Origin of the sequence: Salipiger mangrovisoli (assembly GCF_015223355.1) — a bacterium.
Classification (GTDB): domain Bacteria; phylum Pseudomonadota; class Alphaproteobacteria; order Rhodobacterales; family Rhodobacteraceae; genus Salipiger; species Salipiger mangrovisoli.
On sequence record NZ_JADFFK010000029.1, the window covers coordinates 37,924 to 54,402 of the forward strand.

Below are 16,479 nucleotides of genomic sequence, written 5' to 3' on the forward strand. Positions count from 1 at the left end.
TGAGCTTTCGCCCCCGCATCATCGAGGAGAACGAATACCGCCTGTTTGGCGACCTCCCCCGCTCGAGAGGAACAGACGAATGCCGGACACTGCTGTCGCGATGACCACGAAGGACCCGCTGCTCGAACCTTTCCTGCTGAAAGGGCTGACACTGCGCAATCGCGTGATCAGCACCTCGCATGCCTCCGCGCTCGACGACAAGGGCATGCCCGCCGAAAGGTATCGCGCCTACCACGTCGAGAAAGCGCGTGGCGGCATTGCGATGACCATGATCGGCGGCAGCGCGATGGTCTCGCGCGACTCAAGTTGGGGCGGTGGTCAGCTGAACCTCTCAACGGATGCGGTGATCCCGGACCTGCAGAAGCTCACCGAGGAGGTGCACGAAGCCGGGGCAGCAGTCATGACCCAGATCTCGCACCTTGGCCGCCGGGCGCAATTCGCCACCGGCGACTGGCTTCCGGTACTCGCGCCGTCGCGCGTGCGGGAACCGCGCAACCGCTCCTTCCCGCGCGAGATGAGCCGGGACGATATCGACAGGGTTGTTGCCGAATATGGACAGGCAGCGCGGCGCGCTGCCGTGGCCGGCCTCGACGGGCTCGAAACCCTGACGGGCGGACATCTGATCGGCCAGTTTCTCTCACCGCTGACGAACCACCGCACGGACGGCTTCGGAGGCAGTCTCGAGAACCGCATCCGCTTTGCCCTGATGACCCATGAGACCATCCGCAGGGCGGTGGGCGACGCGCTTCCCGTCGGCATCAGGCTGGTCGTCGACGAGGGTGTCGAGGGCGGTCTCACGCTCGAGGATGCGATCACCATCGCGCAGATCTTCGAGCGCGAAGGCACCGTGGATTTCTTCAACTGCATCTATGGCCTGATGGACAGCGACCTAACCCTTTCCGAGGACAACATGCCGGGGATGTTCCAGAAAAGCGCGCCCTACCTCGCCTCGGTCGCGGCATTCCGCAAGGAGGTCCGGCTTCCGCTGCTGCACGCCGGCGGGATCCGGGATGTTGCCACGGCGCGCCATGCCATACGCCAGAACCTCGTGGATCTGGTCGGCATGACCCGCGCCCATCTCGCCGATCCACACATCGTCCGAAAGCTCGAGGCGGGGCTCGAGGAAGAGATCCGACCCTGTGTCGGCGCCTCCTACTGCCTGTTCCGCAAGGCACATTGCATTCACAACCCGGCCACGACGCGCGAACTGACTCTCGGTCACGACATACCCAAGGCCGCGAGCCCCGGACGCGTCGTTGTGATCGGCGGCGGCCCCGCCGGGATGGAAGCCGCCCGCGTCTCCGCCCTGCGCGGGCACAGCGTCATGCTGTTCGAGGCGGCCGCCCAGCTTGGCGGGCAGCTAAGGATCGCGACGAGGGTCAAGGAGCGCGCCGATCTCGTGGGCATCCTCGACTGGCGAGAAAGCGCGCTGCAGCGTCTCGGTGTCGATATCCGCCTGAACACCTACGCGGATGCCTCCGACATCCTCGCCGAGAGCCCCGACACCGTCATCGTCGCGACCGGGGGCATCCCCGACCTCGACTGGCTGGAGGGGGCGGAGCATTGCCTCTCGGTCTGGGATGTCCTCAGCGGCCAGATGCCCTCCGGTGGCACGGCGATCGTCTACGACGGGAGCGGACGCCAGGCTGCCGCGTCCTGCGCCCTCGCATTGAGCCGCGAGGGAAAGCAGGTCATCTTCGCGACGCCCGACGATGCGGTGGCAATCGAGATGCCCTACCAGGACCGCAGCGGCTTCCGGAAACGCTTTGCAGAGCTCGGCATCACCCAGGTGACCGATGCACGGCTCGTTGCTGTGCGCAGGACGGGCGGCAGGGTCGAGGCGGTCTTTCGCAACACATACTCCGGAGCGGAATTCGTCCACGGTACAGACTCGGTGGTGGTCGAACATGGCACGACGCCGCTTGACGATGTCTATGAAGAGCTTCGCGATGCCTCGGCCAATCATGGCACCACCGATATCGACGCCTTGGCGCAGCGCGCCGATGGCTCCGCCCCGCTCGCAGCACGGCAGGGGTTTGCCCTGCACCGCATCGGCGACGCGGTGGCCTCGCGCGATCTGCATTCGGCCATTCTCGACGCCTACCGGCTCGCGCGCCTGATCTGATCGCTCAAGGCGGCGCACAGCAATGGTCATCGCGCTGGCTGCTGTGCCTCATCGCCCGGCGTGAGCTGACCCTAGCGAATGGGGCGGGTTGGTCGCCACCGCATATGGTCGGACGCATTGCTTCGCAGCCGCGGCGAGCGGCCGATCTGAGGAGGCTGCGTCGCGGCATCAGCCTGTCGGACCACCTGCCAGCCGTGCAACGCGCTGCCCTGCCGCAAGCCCGCTCGGAGCCCAAAGCCGACACATACCGCCCCCGCGCAGTCAGGTCAGAGGCGACCAAAAAGACCGTAACCGAGACTTTCCGCATTCAGCGGCTCGATCCCGCAGCGCAGGACCGAGCGGTCTTGTCGTCAGGCAGCTTTGGCAGCGGCGATGTCTTCTTCGCCGAGATGCTTCCTGAAGAACGGAATGATCTTCTCCAGCGCCAGGCCGACCGGCTCTTCGCGGTCGTAGAGGTCGTAGTGGGACCAATCCTGCAGTTCGACCAGTTGCCGGTCCTCCGATGCCATCGCGCGGCCGTAGATTTCCATGCCGTCCCGATAGGCCCCAAAGGCGCCGACCTTCTGGCCGATGACCACCATCATCGGCTGGGTCATCAGCGTCTCGGCGAAGGCAAACGCATCCCATGACAGGGTCTTCTGGGCATGGCTGAAGACCATGCGTGTCGCGCCCCCGGTCGCCTGGCCGCGCGGCGTCTTGTAGTAGTCCGTCGCCTCGAAGACATCGCGCTCGGTCATCCCGGTCTCGCGTGCAGCCTCAAGGCTGGCAGGCAGCAGTTCGTTGACCTGCAGCTCTGCGCCGCGCGCCTCGGCGCTGCGCTGCGCGGCCATGGCGGTCAGCGCGCCGAGCGGATCGAACCCGCTGAACCCCTCTCGGAAGAGGCGACCGAGGTTCACCGGGGTGATCCCGACCACGGCCTTGATCCGTTTCTCGGTCAACGCGGCATTCAGCGCGTAGCCGCCACCGCCGCAGACGCCGATGACCCCGATCCGGTCCGCATCGACAAAAGGCAGCGTCACCGCGTGGTCGATCACGTGGCTGACGTCCTCGACCCGCTGGCTCGGGCTCTCGGTCCAGCGGGGGCTGCCACCGGACGCGCCCTGATAGCTCGCGTCGAAGGCAATGACGACGTAGCCCTGCGCGGCGATTGCCTTGCCGTAGACGCTGCCCGAGGTCTGCTCCTTGCAGCTTCCGAAGGGGTGGATGCTGACGATCGTCGGGTAGCGCTTGGCCGCGTCGAAGGCAGGCGGCAGATGAATGTCCGCCGCGATGTGCCAGGCCATGTCGGGGTTCTGAAATGTCACGCTTTCCATGGTTTGAACTCCTTGGGTGTCAAATTGGCAGAGGCTGCCCCGCCCGCGATCCGGGCGGGGCACGCGTCGTCTGCGGCGGCTCAGGCGCCGAGCTTTTCCTGGAAGAAGGGCGCCAGCACGCTGACCGCCTCGTCGACGAATGTCGCCCCGTCGTAGAGGTCCATGTGGTTGGCGCCCTCGACGACGTGGAACTTCTTGTCGCCGCTTGCGGCCCGGGCGTAGAGGTCGTCACTCATCCACTTGCTGCCCGCCACGCTGCCGGCCACGATCTGCAGGGGTTGGGTCAGGAAGGCCTCGGCGAAGTTGTAGGCGTCGTAGCTGATCAGCTGGGTCAGACTGCGGGCCAGCCCGTAGCCCGGGGCGGTGGCGCATTGCGCGCGCTGGGTGTGGTAATACTCCCAGGCCTGACGAAGCTCCTCGTTGGGGGCGTCTTCTTCCTTCAGCGGGGCCATCGGGATCTGCGCCAGGTCACCGCCGGTGGCGAGTGCCCGTGCATCCGCAGTGCGGGCGGCGGCGCCAGCCTCGAGGAAGGGCAGCGCGTCGGCGTCGGCCACGTCATTGTCCCAGCCATTGCGGAACATCGCGCCGATGTTGACCGCGCTGACCGTGCCGACGGCCTTGATCCGGTGATCGTTGATCGCCGCGTTGGCGGTATAGCCGGCACCCGCGCAGATCCCCATGGCACCGATCCGATCGGTGTCGACGTACTCCAGCGTGGTCAGGTGATCGATGACCGCGCTGACATCCTCGGTGCGGATGTAGGGGTTCTCGAGCTGGCGCAGGCTTCCGCCGGACTCGCCCTGGTAGGAGGCGTCATAGGCGATGGTCACGAAGCCCTGCTTGGCGAGTTCCGCGGCATAGGTGCCGGCGGTCTGTTCCTTCACGCCGCCGCCGGGGTGCGAGACGACGATGGCCGGGTATTTGGCGCCCTCTTCGAAGCCCTCGGGCAGGTTGATGACGGCCGACATCTCGACGTTCGAGTTGTTGCTGTTGGCGAAGGTGATCTTGGTCATGGTCGTCTCCTTTGGGGGTGGGATCGAACCGATCCGCTGGTGATGGAGCCAATATGACCCTTGAGCCGCTCAGTGATTAGACGGTAAGTTCTTCATGGACCTATAAGTGAGGTGATAAATGCGGCGCGAGGATATTGCCGATCTGACGGCCTTCGTGACCGTGGCCGAAGAGGGCAGCTTCACCAAGGCCGCCACCCGGCTGGGCATCTCGCAATCCGCACTGAGCCAGATCGTGCGGCGGCTCGAGGATCGCCTCGGGTTGCGGCTGCTGGCGCGCACGACGCGCAGCGTCGCCCCGACACCCGCAGGCGACAGGCTGGTCCGCCGCCTTGGCCCGTTGCTGCGCGAGATCGACAGCGATCTCGCCGAGTTGAGCGAGTTCCGGGACACGCCGACCGGGAATATCCGCATCACCTCGGTCGAACATGCGGCGAAGACCATTCTCATTCCGGCGCTGGCCGAGGTGCTCCCGGACTATCCCGACGTGAACGTCGAGGTCATCGTCGACTACGGGCTCGTCGATGTCGTGGCCGACAGGTTCGACGCCGGGGTCCGGCTCGGCGAGCAGGTGGCGAAGGACATGATCTCGGTGCGCATCAGCCCGGACATCCCGATGGCGATCGTCGGCGCTCCCGCCTACCTCGCGCAGCATCCCATGCCGAAGTCCCCCGAGGACCTCGTCGAGCACCGGGCGATCAACCTGCGCCTGCCATCATCCGAGACGATCAACGCCTGGCGGCTGGCAAAGAACGGCGAGACAAAGCGGGTCCGGGTCGAGGGCGCGCTCAGCTTCAACACCCTCGAGTTGATCCGGAAAAGCGCGCTGCTCGGGCAAGGTCTGGCCTATCTTCCGCGAGACCAGGTCGAGGACGATCTGGCACGAGGCGCGCTGATACAGGTGCTGGCAGACTGGACGCCTGCGCTGCCGGGGTATCACCTCTACTACCCGAACCGGCGGCACAGCTCACCGGCCTTCCGGCTTGTCGTGGATGCGTTGAAGGCCCGGCTTCGACGGCTCGGCTGACCTGACGCTGGCCAGCTTGCGGCTGTCGAAGACATGGCCGCAGGCGGGGCAGCAGCACTCCCCGCGTGGCACCTGCCGCAGCCGGACCTCGGAGAGGATGGCATGGGCGATGTCGCGGCTGATGCCGAGCTCGCGCCGCAGCCGCTCGATCTGGCGGCCTTCCTCGAGATCGATCTTGCCGTCCTCCAGCGCCAGCCGGAACTCGTTGCGCAGCTGGTCGCGGCGGCGGTGCAGGTGATCGGCAAGGCCGCTGGCGATGATACCGGCGGGCAGCGCGGCCATGCCGACGCCAAGCACGGTGATGAATCCGCCGAAAACCTTGCCCAGAGGTGTGATCGGCGTCACGTCGCCGTAGCCCACGGTCGTCAGCGTCACCAGCGCCCACCACATGGCGGCGGGGATCGAGCCGAACTCCGACGGCTGCGCCTCGTGCTCGACGAGATAGGCACCGGTCGCCGCGAAGACGAGCAGGATCGTCAGGATCGAGAAGGCGGCCACCAGCGCACCCGCTTCCTCGCGGATCACCGAGATCAGCACCGAAAGCGCCGGGGAATAGCGCGTCAGCTTGTAGATGCGGAAGAGCCGCAGGATGCGCAGCATCTGCAGGTTCGAGGTGAAAAGCAGCCCGATGAAGAAGGGCAGCACCGCGCCGAGATCGATCAACGCCATCGGGCTGCGCATGTAGCGCAGCCGGGCACGCCAGGGCGGCAGCCTGGGCTCACGCTCGGCGCTGGCCCAGACCCGCAGCATGTACTCGACCGAGAAGATCGCGACCGAGATCGTGTCGAAGGCGCGGAAGCTGGCGTGATGCGTGGCATAGATGCGCGGCACGGTCTCCAGCGCCACGGCGATGACGTTGGCGATGATCAGCAGGATGAGCGCGACGTCGAGCACACGCGCCAGCCTCGGCCCGGTCCCGGGGTGTTCAAGCAGCAGGTAGGCCCGCCGCCGGAGGCCTTCCTTGCCGTGGCTCACGATGCCGGGGTGGCGCGCAGGTCGCGCACCGCGCGGTAGAGCGGCACACCGATCTGCGAAAAGAGCGCAATGCCCCAGCCAATGTTGCCGATGATCGCCGGCACGTAGGCGTGGATGAAGAACATGAAGATCGCCATGGCCACCCCGAAGAGCCGCAGACCGCCGCTATGGTAGCGCCGGGTCTCGTCGCGACCCTCGACCAGCAGTTGCAGCACCCAGAGCGCGGCCAGGAACACGGCCAGCCCGATCGTGCCAAGCGCGCCGTAGCCCGGCGGATAGGACTCGAGAAAGCCGACATAGACCTCACCCGCCAGGGCCACGCCGATGGTCACCGCCGCCCAGAGGATCACGATATGGGCAAACCAGTAGCACAGCATCAGCGGCACCTTGCGTGTCTTCAGCTTGGCCATGCCGGCGCTGTCGAAGTAGATCCACGCCAGCGCAAAGAGTGACAGCCCACCCATGGCAATGTTGAAGAACGTCCCGGGATAGGCCTCGTCGATGCCCTTGTCCGCGAGCGTGACGCAGAGCTTGAAGAACCCCTCGCCGAGCAGGATCAGCATCAGCAGACCAAAGCGCTCCGACAGGTGGCCAAGCCGCGGCAGGAAGCGCTCGAAGCGCAGCGTGCCGATGCCCGGCAGCAGATAGAGCAGCTGGATCATCACGATCCCCGCGCCGAACACCCAGTAGGCCAGCGGCCGCGGCAGGAAGGCCGAGACCGCGAAGACCCCGGCGAGGATGAAGAAGTTTCGCCCCATCTCGGAGGCCAGCGAGGTGCTCTCGGCCCCGAGATGCCGCGCCCGCCAGTAGAGCCATGCGGTGAGCGCCCGGTTGAGCGCGTAGCCGAGCGCGAAGAACGGCCAGCCTCCGTGGGTGATCTCGGGGATCGCCGCGGCGATGAACATCATGGTGACGATCTGCACCGCCATGGCCACGCGGTGCGGGATGTCGGTCGAGATGTAGAGCGAGTTGTAGACCGAGTTGTCGGCCCAGGCGAAGAAGATCGCGATGAAGAGGAAGGTGTATGTCCAGAACCCGGCCCAGTCGAGGTGATGCGACAGGTAATTGCCGAGCAGGAAGATCGTCACCACATGGACGAGATCGTAGAAGAGCTCGACCCAATGCACGTGGTTGCTTGCGCCCCCCTCGACGTCCAGATGGTGCCTTGGGCGGGTCCAGATCGGAAAGTCCTTGAGCGGCATGTCTTCTCCCTCGCGAGGCAATGTCTGCCCTATAGGGGTAGAGAAGGAACGGCAGGTCGCAAAACTCTTTTTGGATCGGGGACGATGCCAGGCCCGGGCCAACAGACTGATCCCGTCGGCATCGGCACAACCGCGGATGGGCCATGGCGGCTAAGTCCGAGTGTCGACCTCTGACCTCCGTCGAGGCATGCAACCGCAGCGAACGGCAACTTCGAATGACCGCGCTTCAGCATGCTCAGCTGGTGCCGGTTGTCGGCTGAGGGCCGGAAGTGACGGCACGCCCGGCGGCAACCATGCCTGCGCCATTACTGCGCCGCCGCATGCCCTGTTCGAGCCCTTTTGTTCCATTCGAGAATGGTGGGAGCCGGGACAGATTTAGCAACCTTTTTGCCTGGCGACACTTGCACGGCGAAGCTGACTTCCCTTTGCCCCACGGCCGACAGGACGCTGACCCGGAGTCAGCCGCCCAGGCCTCTGCGCCGGTCGTCGCCGCCCGAGCGTGGCGGGGGCGATGCTCCAAGGGACAGGAACACCGGGACCAGCACCAGCAAGATCAGGATCCGGGCAAAGTGATGGGCGGCCACGAAGGCGGGGTCATACCCGAGCGCGAGTCCGATGGCCGCCATAGCCTCGACCCCGCCGGGCGCGTAGGCGATCAGGATTTGACCCAGAGGGAACCCCGTCAGCGCCTGCGTGATCAGCGCGAAGACAACCGCCATACCGAGCGCCATGCCGACCACAACGATCCCGGCCCCCGCGAGCCGTGCCACGGAGCGAAGATCGACCTTGCTGATCCGCGTGCCGAGCACCGCGCCGGTCATCGTGAAGCCGAGGAAGATCATCCAAGCGGGTGCCACGCCGTGCAGCAAGCCCGCGCCATGGGCAATGCCGCTCAGAAGGATGCCGGTCAGCAGGCATGCTGCGGAAATACCGCGCTTGCCGGCAAGGCGTCCCAGCGGCAATCCGATGCCCAGCAGCACTGCCAGTGCGGGTAGCGGCATGACCACGGGCGCGCCGGTCGCCGTGCCTTCGGGAGCGCCGACCACGGCGGCGAGCGGCGGGACCAGCGTGACAAGGATGATCAGCCGCATCAGCTGCAACATCATCACTGCCGAGGCATCCCCCTTGCCCTCGACTGCGATCGCGACCGCGTTCGACATGGTGCCGGGAGAGCTGGCCAGAACAGCAGTCTGCCAATCCAATCCGAAGGCCCGCGAGAGCAGCAGGCTGCTCGCCGCCAGCGTGGCAACCAGCGCCACCGCGAGGCCGATCAGGCTCACCGACCAGCCCGGAAGGTGCGGCACCACCGAGGCGTCGATGCCAGCACCAAGCGAAATGCCGATAACGAGAAACGCCAGATCGCGCGCGACCAGGGGCACGGCGACCGACTGGCCAAGAGCCGCCATCAGGGCCACCGCCAGCATGGCGCCCACCAGCGCCCCCGCCGGAATGCCGAGAAGGGCGGCAAGGGCCGCCCCTCCGAGGGCAGCGAGGCCCGTGAGCCCCGCCGTTTTCAATTCCTGTGACACCCGCATGGCGACCCTTAGTGTGTTTCGGCTTCACGCACCGCATTGGCACGCGCGCGCCGTCCGAGCCAGATCGGCAAGATCACGACAAGGAGTGCAAGCGCGTAGAGCAGCAGGCTCTTCCAGTTCGATACGAGGATGCTCCAGTCCCCACCCGAGATCGACAATGCGCGGCGCAGGTTGTCCTCGAAGAGCCCGCCCAGCACGAAGCCGAGGACGATCGGCGCCAGCGAGAAATCGAGCTTGCGCAGGAACCAGCCGAAGACGCCGAGCCCGGTGATCATGAACAGGTCATGCGGGTTGCCGACGATCGTGTAGATGCCGATGAAGGCAAGGATCGCGATCAGCGGCGTCAGGTAATGCTGCGGGATCGTCAGCATCCGGGCGAAGAGCCCGACCAGCGGCAGGTTGATCACCAGCAGCGCGACGTTGCCGATGTACATCGAGGCGACGAGCCCCCACGCCACCTCCGGGCGCTGCGCGAACATCATCGGGCCGGGCTGGATGTTGAACATCAGCAGCGCGCCGAGCAGGATCGCCGTGGTGCCCGAGCCGGGGATGCCGAGCGTCAGCATCGGCACCATCGAGCCGCCAGCCGCCGCGTTGTTCGCCGCTTCGGGGGCCGCGAGACCACGGGGGTCGCCGGTTCCGAAGGTGCCGTCCTTGTCGCTGATCCGCTTTTCTGTGCCGTAGGCCACCGCCGAGGCCACCGAGGCGCCGGTGCCGGGCAGGATGCCGATGAAGAAACCGATCACCGATGCACGGGCGATGGTCCACTTGGTCGCCGCGAGATCGGCCATGCTCACGAAGCTCTTGTCGACCGGCAGCGATTTCAGCGTGCCGCGTGCCTGGTGCTCGACGAGGGTCAGCAGCTCTGCCATGCCGAAGAGGCCAACGACGACGATCAGGAAGTCGATCCCGGCCAGGATGTCCGGCAGGCCGAATGTGTAACGCGGCACACCGGTGTTGGCATCGATACCGATGGTCGCCAGCATCAGGCCGATGGTCGCGCCAAGCAGCGTCTTGACGGTGCTCTTGCCGACCAGCGAGGCGAGAGAGGCGAAGGCGAAGACCATAAGCGCCACGTAATCCGCCGGGCCGAAGGTCACGGCAAAGCCCGCGAGCGCCGGGGCGAAGAGCGACATCAGGATCACCGCGAAAGTACCGCCCGCGAAGGAGGCCACGGCCGAGAGCGACAGCGCCCGGCCGGCCTGTCCGGCGCGCGCCATGGGATTGCCGTCGAGCGTGGTCATGACCGCGCCAGCATCGCCCGGCACATTGAGCAGGATCGAGGAGATGCGGCCGCCGTATTCGGCGCCGTAGTAGATACCGGCGAGCAGGATCAGCGCCGACTCCGGCTGGAAACCGAGCCCATAGGCGATGGGCAGAAGGATCGCGACGCCGTTGATAGGCCCGAGACCGGGCAACGCACCGATCAGCGTGCCGACGAAACAGCCGACCATCACCAGCATGAGGTTGAACGGGTCGAGCGCGACCGCGAAGCCGGTCGCGAGACCGGACAGAACCGTATCCATCAGCTCTCTCCTTGCTGGTGGGTCTCGAAGAGCGGTGCGATCAGCTCGCCCTCGGGAAGGTTGAGGTCCATGAGGGTGACGCAGAGCAGCCAGCCCGCCACGCCCGCCGCTACACCGAAACCAAGCGCACGCAGGAGCGGTGCTCCGAGCATGGCCGACAGGATGGTTCCGAAGAGGATCGTCGACAGGATGAAGCCAAGCGGCTCGTAGAGTTCGGCATAGCCGAACAGCATCGCCACGGCCGCGGTCAGACGGAACCAGACCTTGCGCGTCACATCGAAGGCTTCGTCATCTGGTTTCCACAGGATAACGAGCAGGCAAAGGATTGCGACGATGGACAGGATGCGCGGCCAGCTTTCCGGGCCGAGCGGGTCGTATTGGAACGGCGCCTTGATCGCGGTGAAGGCGATGACCGCATAGCCGAGGGTCACGACCAGAAGCACCGCAGCGAAAATGCGGTTGGCCATTTTCAGGCTCCTATTTTTTGGCGTGGGCGAGCCGCGTCAGGGCCGAACCCCGATGGGATCCGGCCCTGCGCGTCTTGCGTGAACGGTTACTGGATGAGGCCGGCTTCGGTCGCGATCTCGCGCAGCGTCTGCATGCGGCCCTCGATCGAGGCGCTCAGCTCTTCGCCGGACATGTTGAGCGGCAGCAAGCCCTTGTCGTGCTGGATCTGGGCGAACTCTTCGGTCGCATAGGCCGCTTCGAAGGCATCGACCCACTTCTGGTAGTCTTCGTCCGAGGTCTTGCCGCCCATGTAGAAGCCGCGAAGGATGGTCCACTCGACATCGTAGCCCTGTTCCTTGGCGGTCGGGAGCTGGTCGAAGGGCGCTTCCAGGCGCTCGGGCGAAAGCACCGCGAGAACACGCATGTCGCCGCTGTCGAGATAGGGCACCATCTCTCCGACGTCACCGGTGTAGACCTTGATCGAGCCGCCGAGCAGCGCCGCGATCGCATCGCCGCCGCCGTCGAAGGCCACGTAGCGCATCTGCATCGGCGTGCCGCCGGCTTCGCGCATCAGCAGCGCGCCCTTCATCCAATCCTGCGAGCCGACCGACCCGCCGGCACCGACGACCACGCTCTGCGGGTCGGCGCTGAGGTCGTCCATCACGTCCTTCAGCGATTGGTAGTCACTGTCGGCGCGCACCACGACCGCGCCGAAATCGGCGCCCGCGGTGCCGACCCAGCGCACCGACTTCTCGTCGAAGGCGCCGTACTTGCCAGTGATGATGTTCAGCAGCGAGCCTGTCGAGAAGGCGACGATGGCGCTGCCGTCATCGGCACGGTTGGTATTGAACTGGTTGAACGCCACGGCGCCGATGCCGCCGGGCATGAAGTTGACCTGCACCGGGCTCGAGACATGCGGCGCAAGGCCGGTCTGTGCCACGCGGCAGGTCAGGTCGAAGCCGCCGCCGGGGTTGGCCGGGGCCACGCATTCGGGGTGATCGATCTCGCTCTGTGCGAAACCGGGAACGGCAAAACCGAGCGCGCAGGCAAGCGCGGTCGAAAGATGGATGATTTTCATGGTATCCTCCCAGAGAAGTTGGCCCAAGGGGCAGACCTCGCTTATGCGCGAGCAAGGCTGAGCCCATGCTGACGCGAAACTGACACGACGCTGACATGCCGCGCCGTCGCGCGATGCGTGCTTCCGGGGCGCGCCGCAGGCAGCTAATGTCTTCGCCATGAGAATGCTCTTGGTGGAAGACAACGACGAGCTTGCGGAGACGATCCTTGATCGCCTGCGAAGCGAAGGTCATTCGGTGGACCGCGAGGCCAACGGCGACGAGGCCAATGACCTTCTGCGTTTCTCCTCTTTCGACATTGTGCTTCTCGACATCAACCTGCCCGGACGTTCCGGCTACGATGTCCTGCGTTCGATGCGCTCGCGCGGCGACGCGACCCCGGTCATCGTGCTGACGGCCCGCAGCGAGATCGATGACCGCGTCGTCGGGCTCGACGCAGGGGCCGATGACTACATGGTAAAGCCCTTCGACTTTCGAGAACTTTCGGCGCGGTGCCGGGTTCTGGCCCGACGCCGGGCGGGGTCGTCGAGCAATGTCTTCAGCGCCGGAAGCTTCCGCTTTGACCGCGCCGCCAAACAGGCCCACGTCGACGGCCACCAACTCGAACTGCGGGCCCGCGAGGTGCAGCTCCTGGAGATCATGCTCGACAACCTCGAGCGCATGCTGACCAAGGAAGAGGTCGCCGACAAGCTCTACACCTTTGAAGAGACTCCCAGCCTCAATGCCGTGGAACAGCTGGTCACCCGGCTGCGCCGCAAGCTCGAGGGCACTCCGCTGGTGATCAAGACCGCGCGCGGCCTGGGGTACATGGCCTATGTCAGCGACGACGACTGAGGACCGCCACAGCCACTCTCTGAAGCGCCGCCTGCTGGCCAGCATGGCGGCTGCCTTCGTCCTTCTGCTGCTGCTGATCTCGGTGCTGCTTTGGAACTATTCGAGAGCCGCGGCAAACCGGACATACGATCTCTTGCTTGCAGGCGCCGCCCTGTCGGTCCTCGAGCGCGTGTCCTACAATTCGGCAGGTCCCACGGTAGACCTGCCGCAATCGGCCATGGACATCCTCGCGCTCGCTGCCGACGACCGGGTCGCCTATCGCGTCTTCTCGCCCAACTACGGCGAGTTAACCGGCACGCCGGACCTGCCTGTTCCCGAAAGCCTGCAGCCGTCGATTGATCCCGTGTTCTACGACGCGAAGCTCGACGAAGGTTTCCGCTTTGTCTACCAGGGACGCCAGATCACTTCGAGCCGGGGGCGCGAGTGGGTCTTCGTCCAGATCGGACAAACGCTCAACGCCCGCAAGGCTCAGAGGGATACGCTGTTCCTCTATGGCATGATCGGCCTCGGCGCGGTGTCGCTGATCGGGCTGGGCTTTGTCTGGCTGGCAATCCGAACTTCACTGGCACCACTCCGGGCGATTGCCGACACGCTGATGGCCCGCACATCGCGGGATCTTTCCCCGATCGAGGGAGACCCCCCTCTCGAGATTTCCGACCTCTTTCGGGCAATCAACAGCTTCATCGCGCAGCTGGTGCGCAGTCGGAACCTGACTGAGAGCTTCATCGCCGATGTCGCTCATCAGACCCGCACCTCGCTGTCCGCGCTGCAGGGGCAACTCTCTTTGGCAGCGGACGCGAACGAGTTCGACAGGATGCGAGATCGCCTCGGCAAAGCGGAAAAGCAGGCCGAGCGGACCGTGCATCTGACCAACCAGCTTCTTGCCAATGCCATGGTGATCCACCGCTCCGAAGATGCCCAGCTCGAACCCATGGACCTGCGCATGCTGGTGCGCGATACGCTGGCCGAGTTGCTGCGCGAACGTCGCTTGCGGCAGGTGTCCATCTCGTTCGACGATTCAGGCCTGCCGGAAGGAAAGGCGCCGATCAGGGGCGACGCCATCTCGATCCGTGAGGCGTTGCGGAACCTGATCGACAACGCCGTGCGGCATGGCGGTCAGGAAAACACGATCCTCATCGAGATCGACGCGGATGCGCAGGTGGTCCGGCTCACCGTCTCGGACGCCGGCCCCGGTATTGCGCGCGCAGACCTCGTTCGGGCCACCGAGCGGTTTACCTCGATCAACAGCAAAACAGCCGGATCGGGCCTGGGTCTTGCCATCGTGCGGTCCGTCGCCGAAGGCCATGGTGCGCGCCTGCAACTTGGCAGTTCGGTACTTGGCGGGCTGCGGGCAACAATCGTCTTCCCGCGCCTGCTGGTTGTCGCTCTGGCCTGCCTGCTGCTCACCATGCAGGCGAACGCCGTGTCAGCGCGCGAACTCGTCATCCACGCCGCCACCGATCCCGGTGCCATGCGGCCGCTCGTGGATGCCTTCGAGGCGCAAAGCCCCGGCTGGACGATCACCTATCGCGAATACCAGACTGTGGACCTTTACCGGGAAGTTCGCGACGCAGATCCCGAAACGCGTGCCGATGTCATCATTTCCTCGGCGATGGACTTGCAGGTCGAACTGGTGAACCGCGGGCTGGCCCGGACCCTGCGACTCCCCAACGCGATCCTGCCGCCGGACTGGGCGCGCTGGCGATCCCAATTGTTCGGCTTCACCTGGGAGCCGGCGGCGATCATCTACGACAAACGCGAGTTCGACGAGGAAGACCTGCCGACCAGCCATCGAGATCTCGCCTCTTTCATCCGGGAGAACGAAAGCAAGTTGCGCGGTGAGGTCGGCGGCTACGACCTGCGCAGATCTGGCATCGGTTATCTCTTCGCGACGCAAGACACGATCCAGAGCGTGCAGGCTCAGCGCCTGACGGAAGTCCTCGCTCGGGCGAATGCGCAGAGCTTCTGTTGCACGTCAGAGATGCTCGACGCCGTCGCGGCAGGCAAACTCTCCATGGCGCTCAATGTCATAGGATCCTATGCGATGAAGCGCGATCCAGCGCCCGGACAAGAGAACATCGGCGTGCATTTCTTGGACGACTACAACCTCGTGATGTCCCGTACCGCTTGGGTCCCTAAAACCGCGCCAGAGCCGGAGATGGCGGAGCGTTTCGTTGCCTTCCTGCTGTCTGCAGAAGGTCAGTCGATCATCAACCTGAAGACACCGCTGATTCCGCTTTTGCTGTCGCGCGAGCAGCCGCTGGGCCTCGAGGACGTTCGCCCAGCCGGCAATGCAAGCTTCCTGCCGATAAGGCTGGGACCGGGCCTGCTCACATTCCTGGACCGGATCAAGCGGGACGAGTTCCTTCGCAGCTGGGTGTCGAGCATGGGCGGTCAAGACTACGGCCCTTGAGGCCGAAGCACGCATCGTTCGAATCCACGTGCCGGCCAGTTGGCTGAAATTGTCTCCTCCACTTTTGCCGACCTCTGGTCGCAAGGTAACTCTGCCGAGCCGATGGCTTGGGCCAGAATATCCTTTTGGCGCTCGACGAATGACTCGTGTGGTGATGCAGAACTTCCACAAATGCTCAGAGCCGCCGTTCGTGCGGGATGCAGCGAGTGGCAGCTTTCCGCCCATTCGAGCCAGGGCAGATCATCATGCAGCGCCGGACATGAGCAATGACTATGGCCCCTTGAAGCAGACCATTCGCTCCCAAGAGCGATGACGCCTCGTGTATTCGTATCTGGCGTTGAGCCCAGTACCATAGGAAGCCCTTGGGAAGCGTCAATCAGGTCTGATCTCGCGCTGATGGCGAGCAAGAAGCTTGACCAGTCTTCGGCCGGAAATCACCTTCTGGCGCTTGAGGTGGATGAGGCCCCTTTCAACCGGGTCGAGGTCAACGTCGTCTCCACAGACGCGAGCAATGGCGTCGGCGTAGACGTCTGTTGCTGTGACGGGCACCTGACAATTTTTCCGACGCTGATATCGGCTGAGGATCGTAGCGACAGCTTGCGTCGGCTTAATGGTCTTCATCGGAGTTCCCACTGCTCCCAAGCGACCTCGTGTCCAGGGTCTCACCATCGCAAGCCAGCCCCACTGCGCCATGCTCAGGCTCTTACAGGGAGGGCACAACGGCCCTCCGCCAGATCCCCCGCTTCATGCCACGAACCGCACATCCCCTTCATACGCGAAAGGCGCCGGAGCGTCTGCCCCAGCGCCTCTATCAACGTCCTTCAGAGAGCAGCCCAGGGGCACGAGGCGGTACGTTTCGCCCTTGACACCCCTTGCGCAGACTTATGCTTCCGTTTGCGCATTCATCTGCTTTCTCTGATGTCACGACTACCGATATTTGGCCATAACGATGCCGTAAGTCATTGATTTATATGCGCGCTAAATTGATCCCGGCGG

Annotated in this window: 13 protein-coding genes; 4 read left to right on the plus strand and 9 right to left on the minus strand. The window is 65.0% G+C overall.

What is annotated here, in order from left to right; all coding sequences use genetic code 11:
• Window positions 1-79 precede the first annotated feature (79 nt).
• Window positions 80-2,125: an NADH:flavin oxidoreductase gene (locus IQ782_RS25835; RefSeq protein ID WP_194137560.1), complete on the plus strand. Its 2,046-nt coding sequence runs from the start codon at window positions 80-82 to the stop codon at window positions 2,123-2,125.
• A gap of 350 nt (window positions 2,126-2,475) precedes the next feature.
• Here IQ782_RS25835 and IQ782_RS25840 read toward each other — a convergent pair whose 3' ends face one another.
• Window positions 2,476-3,438 (minus strand): alpha/beta hydrolase, encoded by a 963-nt coding sequence (locus IQ782_RS25840; RefSeq protein WP_194137561.1) that lies wholly within the window; start codon window positions 3,436-3,438, stop codon window positions 2,476-2,478.
• 80 nt (window positions 3,439-3,518) lie between these two features.
• On the minus strand, window positions 3,519-4,451 hold the full coding sequence (locus IQ782_RS25845) for an alpha/beta hydrolase (protein ID WP_194137562.1): 933 nt from the start codon (window positions 4,449-4,451) through the stop codon (window positions 3,519-3,521).
• 118 nt (window positions 4,452-4,569) lie between these two features.
• On the opposite strand from IQ782_RS25845, the gene IQ782_RS25850 reads away from it, so the two are divergent.
• Window positions 4,570-5,475, plus strand: a complete 906-nt coding sequence (locus IQ782_RS25850) for a LysR family transcriptional regulator (RefSeq protein WP_194137563.1) — start codon at window positions 4,570-4,572, stop codon at window positions 5,473-5,475.
• Here the strand turns inward: IQ782_RS25850 and IQ782_RS25855 are convergent.
• The 6 genes from IQ782_RS25855 to IQ782_RS25880 form a co-directional block, all read right to left on the minus strand.
• Window positions 5,416-6,450: an ion transporter gene (locus IQ782_RS25855; protein ID WP_194137564.1), complete on the minus strand. Its 1,035-nt coding sequence runs from the start codon at window positions 6,448-6,450 to the stop codon at window positions 5,416-5,418. The two genes, IQ782_RS25850 and IQ782_RS25855, sit on opposite strands and share 60 nt — an antisense overlap.
• Window positions 6,447-7,652, minus strand: coding sequence for a low temperature requirement protein A (locus tag IQ782_RS25860; RefSeq protein ID WP_194137565.1), 1,206 nt, complete (start codon window positions 7,650-7,652; stop codon window positions 6,447-6,449). Before IQ782_RS25860 ends, IQ782_RS25855 begins: the two co-directional genes overlap by 4 nt.
• 458 nt (window positions 7,653-8,110) lie before the next feature.
• Window positions 8,111-9,187, minus strand: a complete 1,077-nt coding sequence (locus IQ782_RS25865) for an AbrB family transcriptional regulator (protein ID WP_194137566.1) — start codon at window positions 9,185-9,187, stop codon at window positions 8,111-8,113.
• A gap of 8 nt (window positions 9,188-9,195) precedes the next feature.
• A complete protein-coding gene (locus IQ782_RS25870; protein WP_194137567.1) occupies window positions 9,196-10,713 on the minus strand; it encodes a tripartite tricarboxylate transporter permease in 1,518 nt (505 codons plus the stop codon).
• Window positions 10,713-11,180, minus strand: coding sequence for a tripartite tricarboxylate transporter TctB family protein (locus IQ782_RS25875; RefSeq protein ID WP_194137568.1), 468 nt, complete (start codon window positions 11,178-11,180; stop codon window positions 10,713-10,715). The genes IQ782_RS25870 and IQ782_RS25875 overlap by 1 nt, the downstream gene beginning before the upstream one ends.
• An 86-nt stretch (window positions 11,181-11,266) precedes the next feature.
• Window positions 11,267-12,238, minus strand: a complete 972-nt coding sequence (locus tag IQ782_RS25880; RefSeq protein WP_194137569.1) for a Bug family tripartite tricarboxylate transporter substrate binding protein — start codon at window positions 12,236-12,238, stop codon at window positions 11,267-11,269.
• 163 nt (window positions 12,239-12,401) lie between these two features.
• Here IQ782_RS25880 and IQ782_RS25885 point away from each other — a divergent pair, with 163 nt between their 5' ends.
• Together IQ782_RS25885 and IQ782_RS25890 are read left to right on the plus strand one after the other, a co-directional pair.
• Complete coding sequence (locus IQ782_RS25885) at window positions 12,402-13,070, plus strand: response regulator transcription factor (RefSeq protein ID WP_240989581.1); 669 nt, start codon at window positions 12,402-12,404, stop codon at window positions 13,068-13,070.
• Window positions 13,051-15,483 carry a sensor histidine kinase gene (locus IQ782_RS25890; RefSeq protein ID WP_194137571.1) on the plus strand — a complete coding sequence of 811 codons (2,433 nt, stop codon included), beginning with the start codon at window positions 13,051-13,053 and terminating at the stop codon, window positions 15,481-15,483. Before IQ782_RS25885 ends, IQ782_RS25890 begins: the two co-directional genes overlap by 20 nt.
• A 372-nt stretch (window positions 15,484-15,855) precedes the next feature.
• On the opposite strand, the gene IQ782_RS25895 is transcribed toward IQ782_RS25890, so the two are convergent.
• Window positions 15,856-16,104: a hypothetical protein gene (locus tag IQ782_RS25895; RefSeq protein WP_194137572.1), complete on the minus strand. Its 249-nt coding sequence runs from the start codon at window positions 16,102-16,104 to the stop codon at window positions 15,856-15,858.
• Between the last annotated feature and the right edge of the window lie 375 nt (window positions 16,105-16,479).

Bases quoted from the DNA above. Each gene is read 5' to 3' on its own strand.
- IQ782_RS25835 (WP_194137560.1), top strand. From the start codon at position 80: ATGCCGGACACTGCTGTCGCGATGACCACGAAGGACCCGCTGCTCGAA.
- IQ782_RS25840 (WP_194137561.1), bottom strand. From the start codon at position 3,438: ATGGAAAGCGTGACATTTCAGAACCCCGACATGGCCTGGCACATCGCG.
- IQ782_RS25845 (WP_194137562.1), bottom strand. From the start codon at position 4,451: ATGACCAAGATCACCTTCGCCAACAGCAACAACTCGAACGTCGAGATG.
- IQ782_RS25850 (WP_194137563.1), top strand. From the start codon at position 4,570: ATGCGGCGCGAGGATATTGCCGATCTGACGGCCTTCGTGACCGTGGCC.
- IQ782_RS25860 (WP_194137565.1), bottom strand. From the start codon at position 7,652: ATGCCGCTCAAGGACTTTCCGATCTGGACCCGCCCAAGGCACCATCTG.
- IQ782_RS25865 (WP_194137566.1), bottom strand. From the start codon at position 9,187: ATGCGGGTGTCACAGGAATTGAAAACGGCGGGGCTCACGGGCCTCGCT.
- IQ782_RS25870 (WP_194137567.1), bottom strand. From the start codon at position 10,713: ATGGATACGGTTCTGTCCGGTCTCGCGACCGGCTTCGCGGTCGCGCTC.
- IQ782_RS25875 (WP_194137568.1), bottom strand. From the start codon at position 11,180: ATGGCCAACCGCATTTTCGCTGCGGTGCTTCTGGTCGTGACCCTCGGC.
- IQ782_RS25880 (WP_194137569.1), bottom strand. From the start codon at position 12,238: ATGAAAATCATCCATCTTTCGACCGCGCTTGCCTGCGCGCTCGGTTTT.
- IQ782_RS25885 (WP_240989581.1), top strand. From the start codon at position 12,402: ATGCTCTTGGTGGAAGACAACGACGAGCTTGCGGAGACGATCCTTGAT.
- IQ782_RS25890 (WP_194137571.1), top strand. From the start codon at position 13,051: ATGTCAGCGACGACGACTGAGGACCGCCACAGCCACTCTCTGAAGCGC.
- IQ782_RS25895 (WP_194137572.1), bottom strand. From the start codon at position 16,104: ATGAAGACCATTAAGCCGACGCAAGCTGTCGCTACGATCCTCAGCCGA.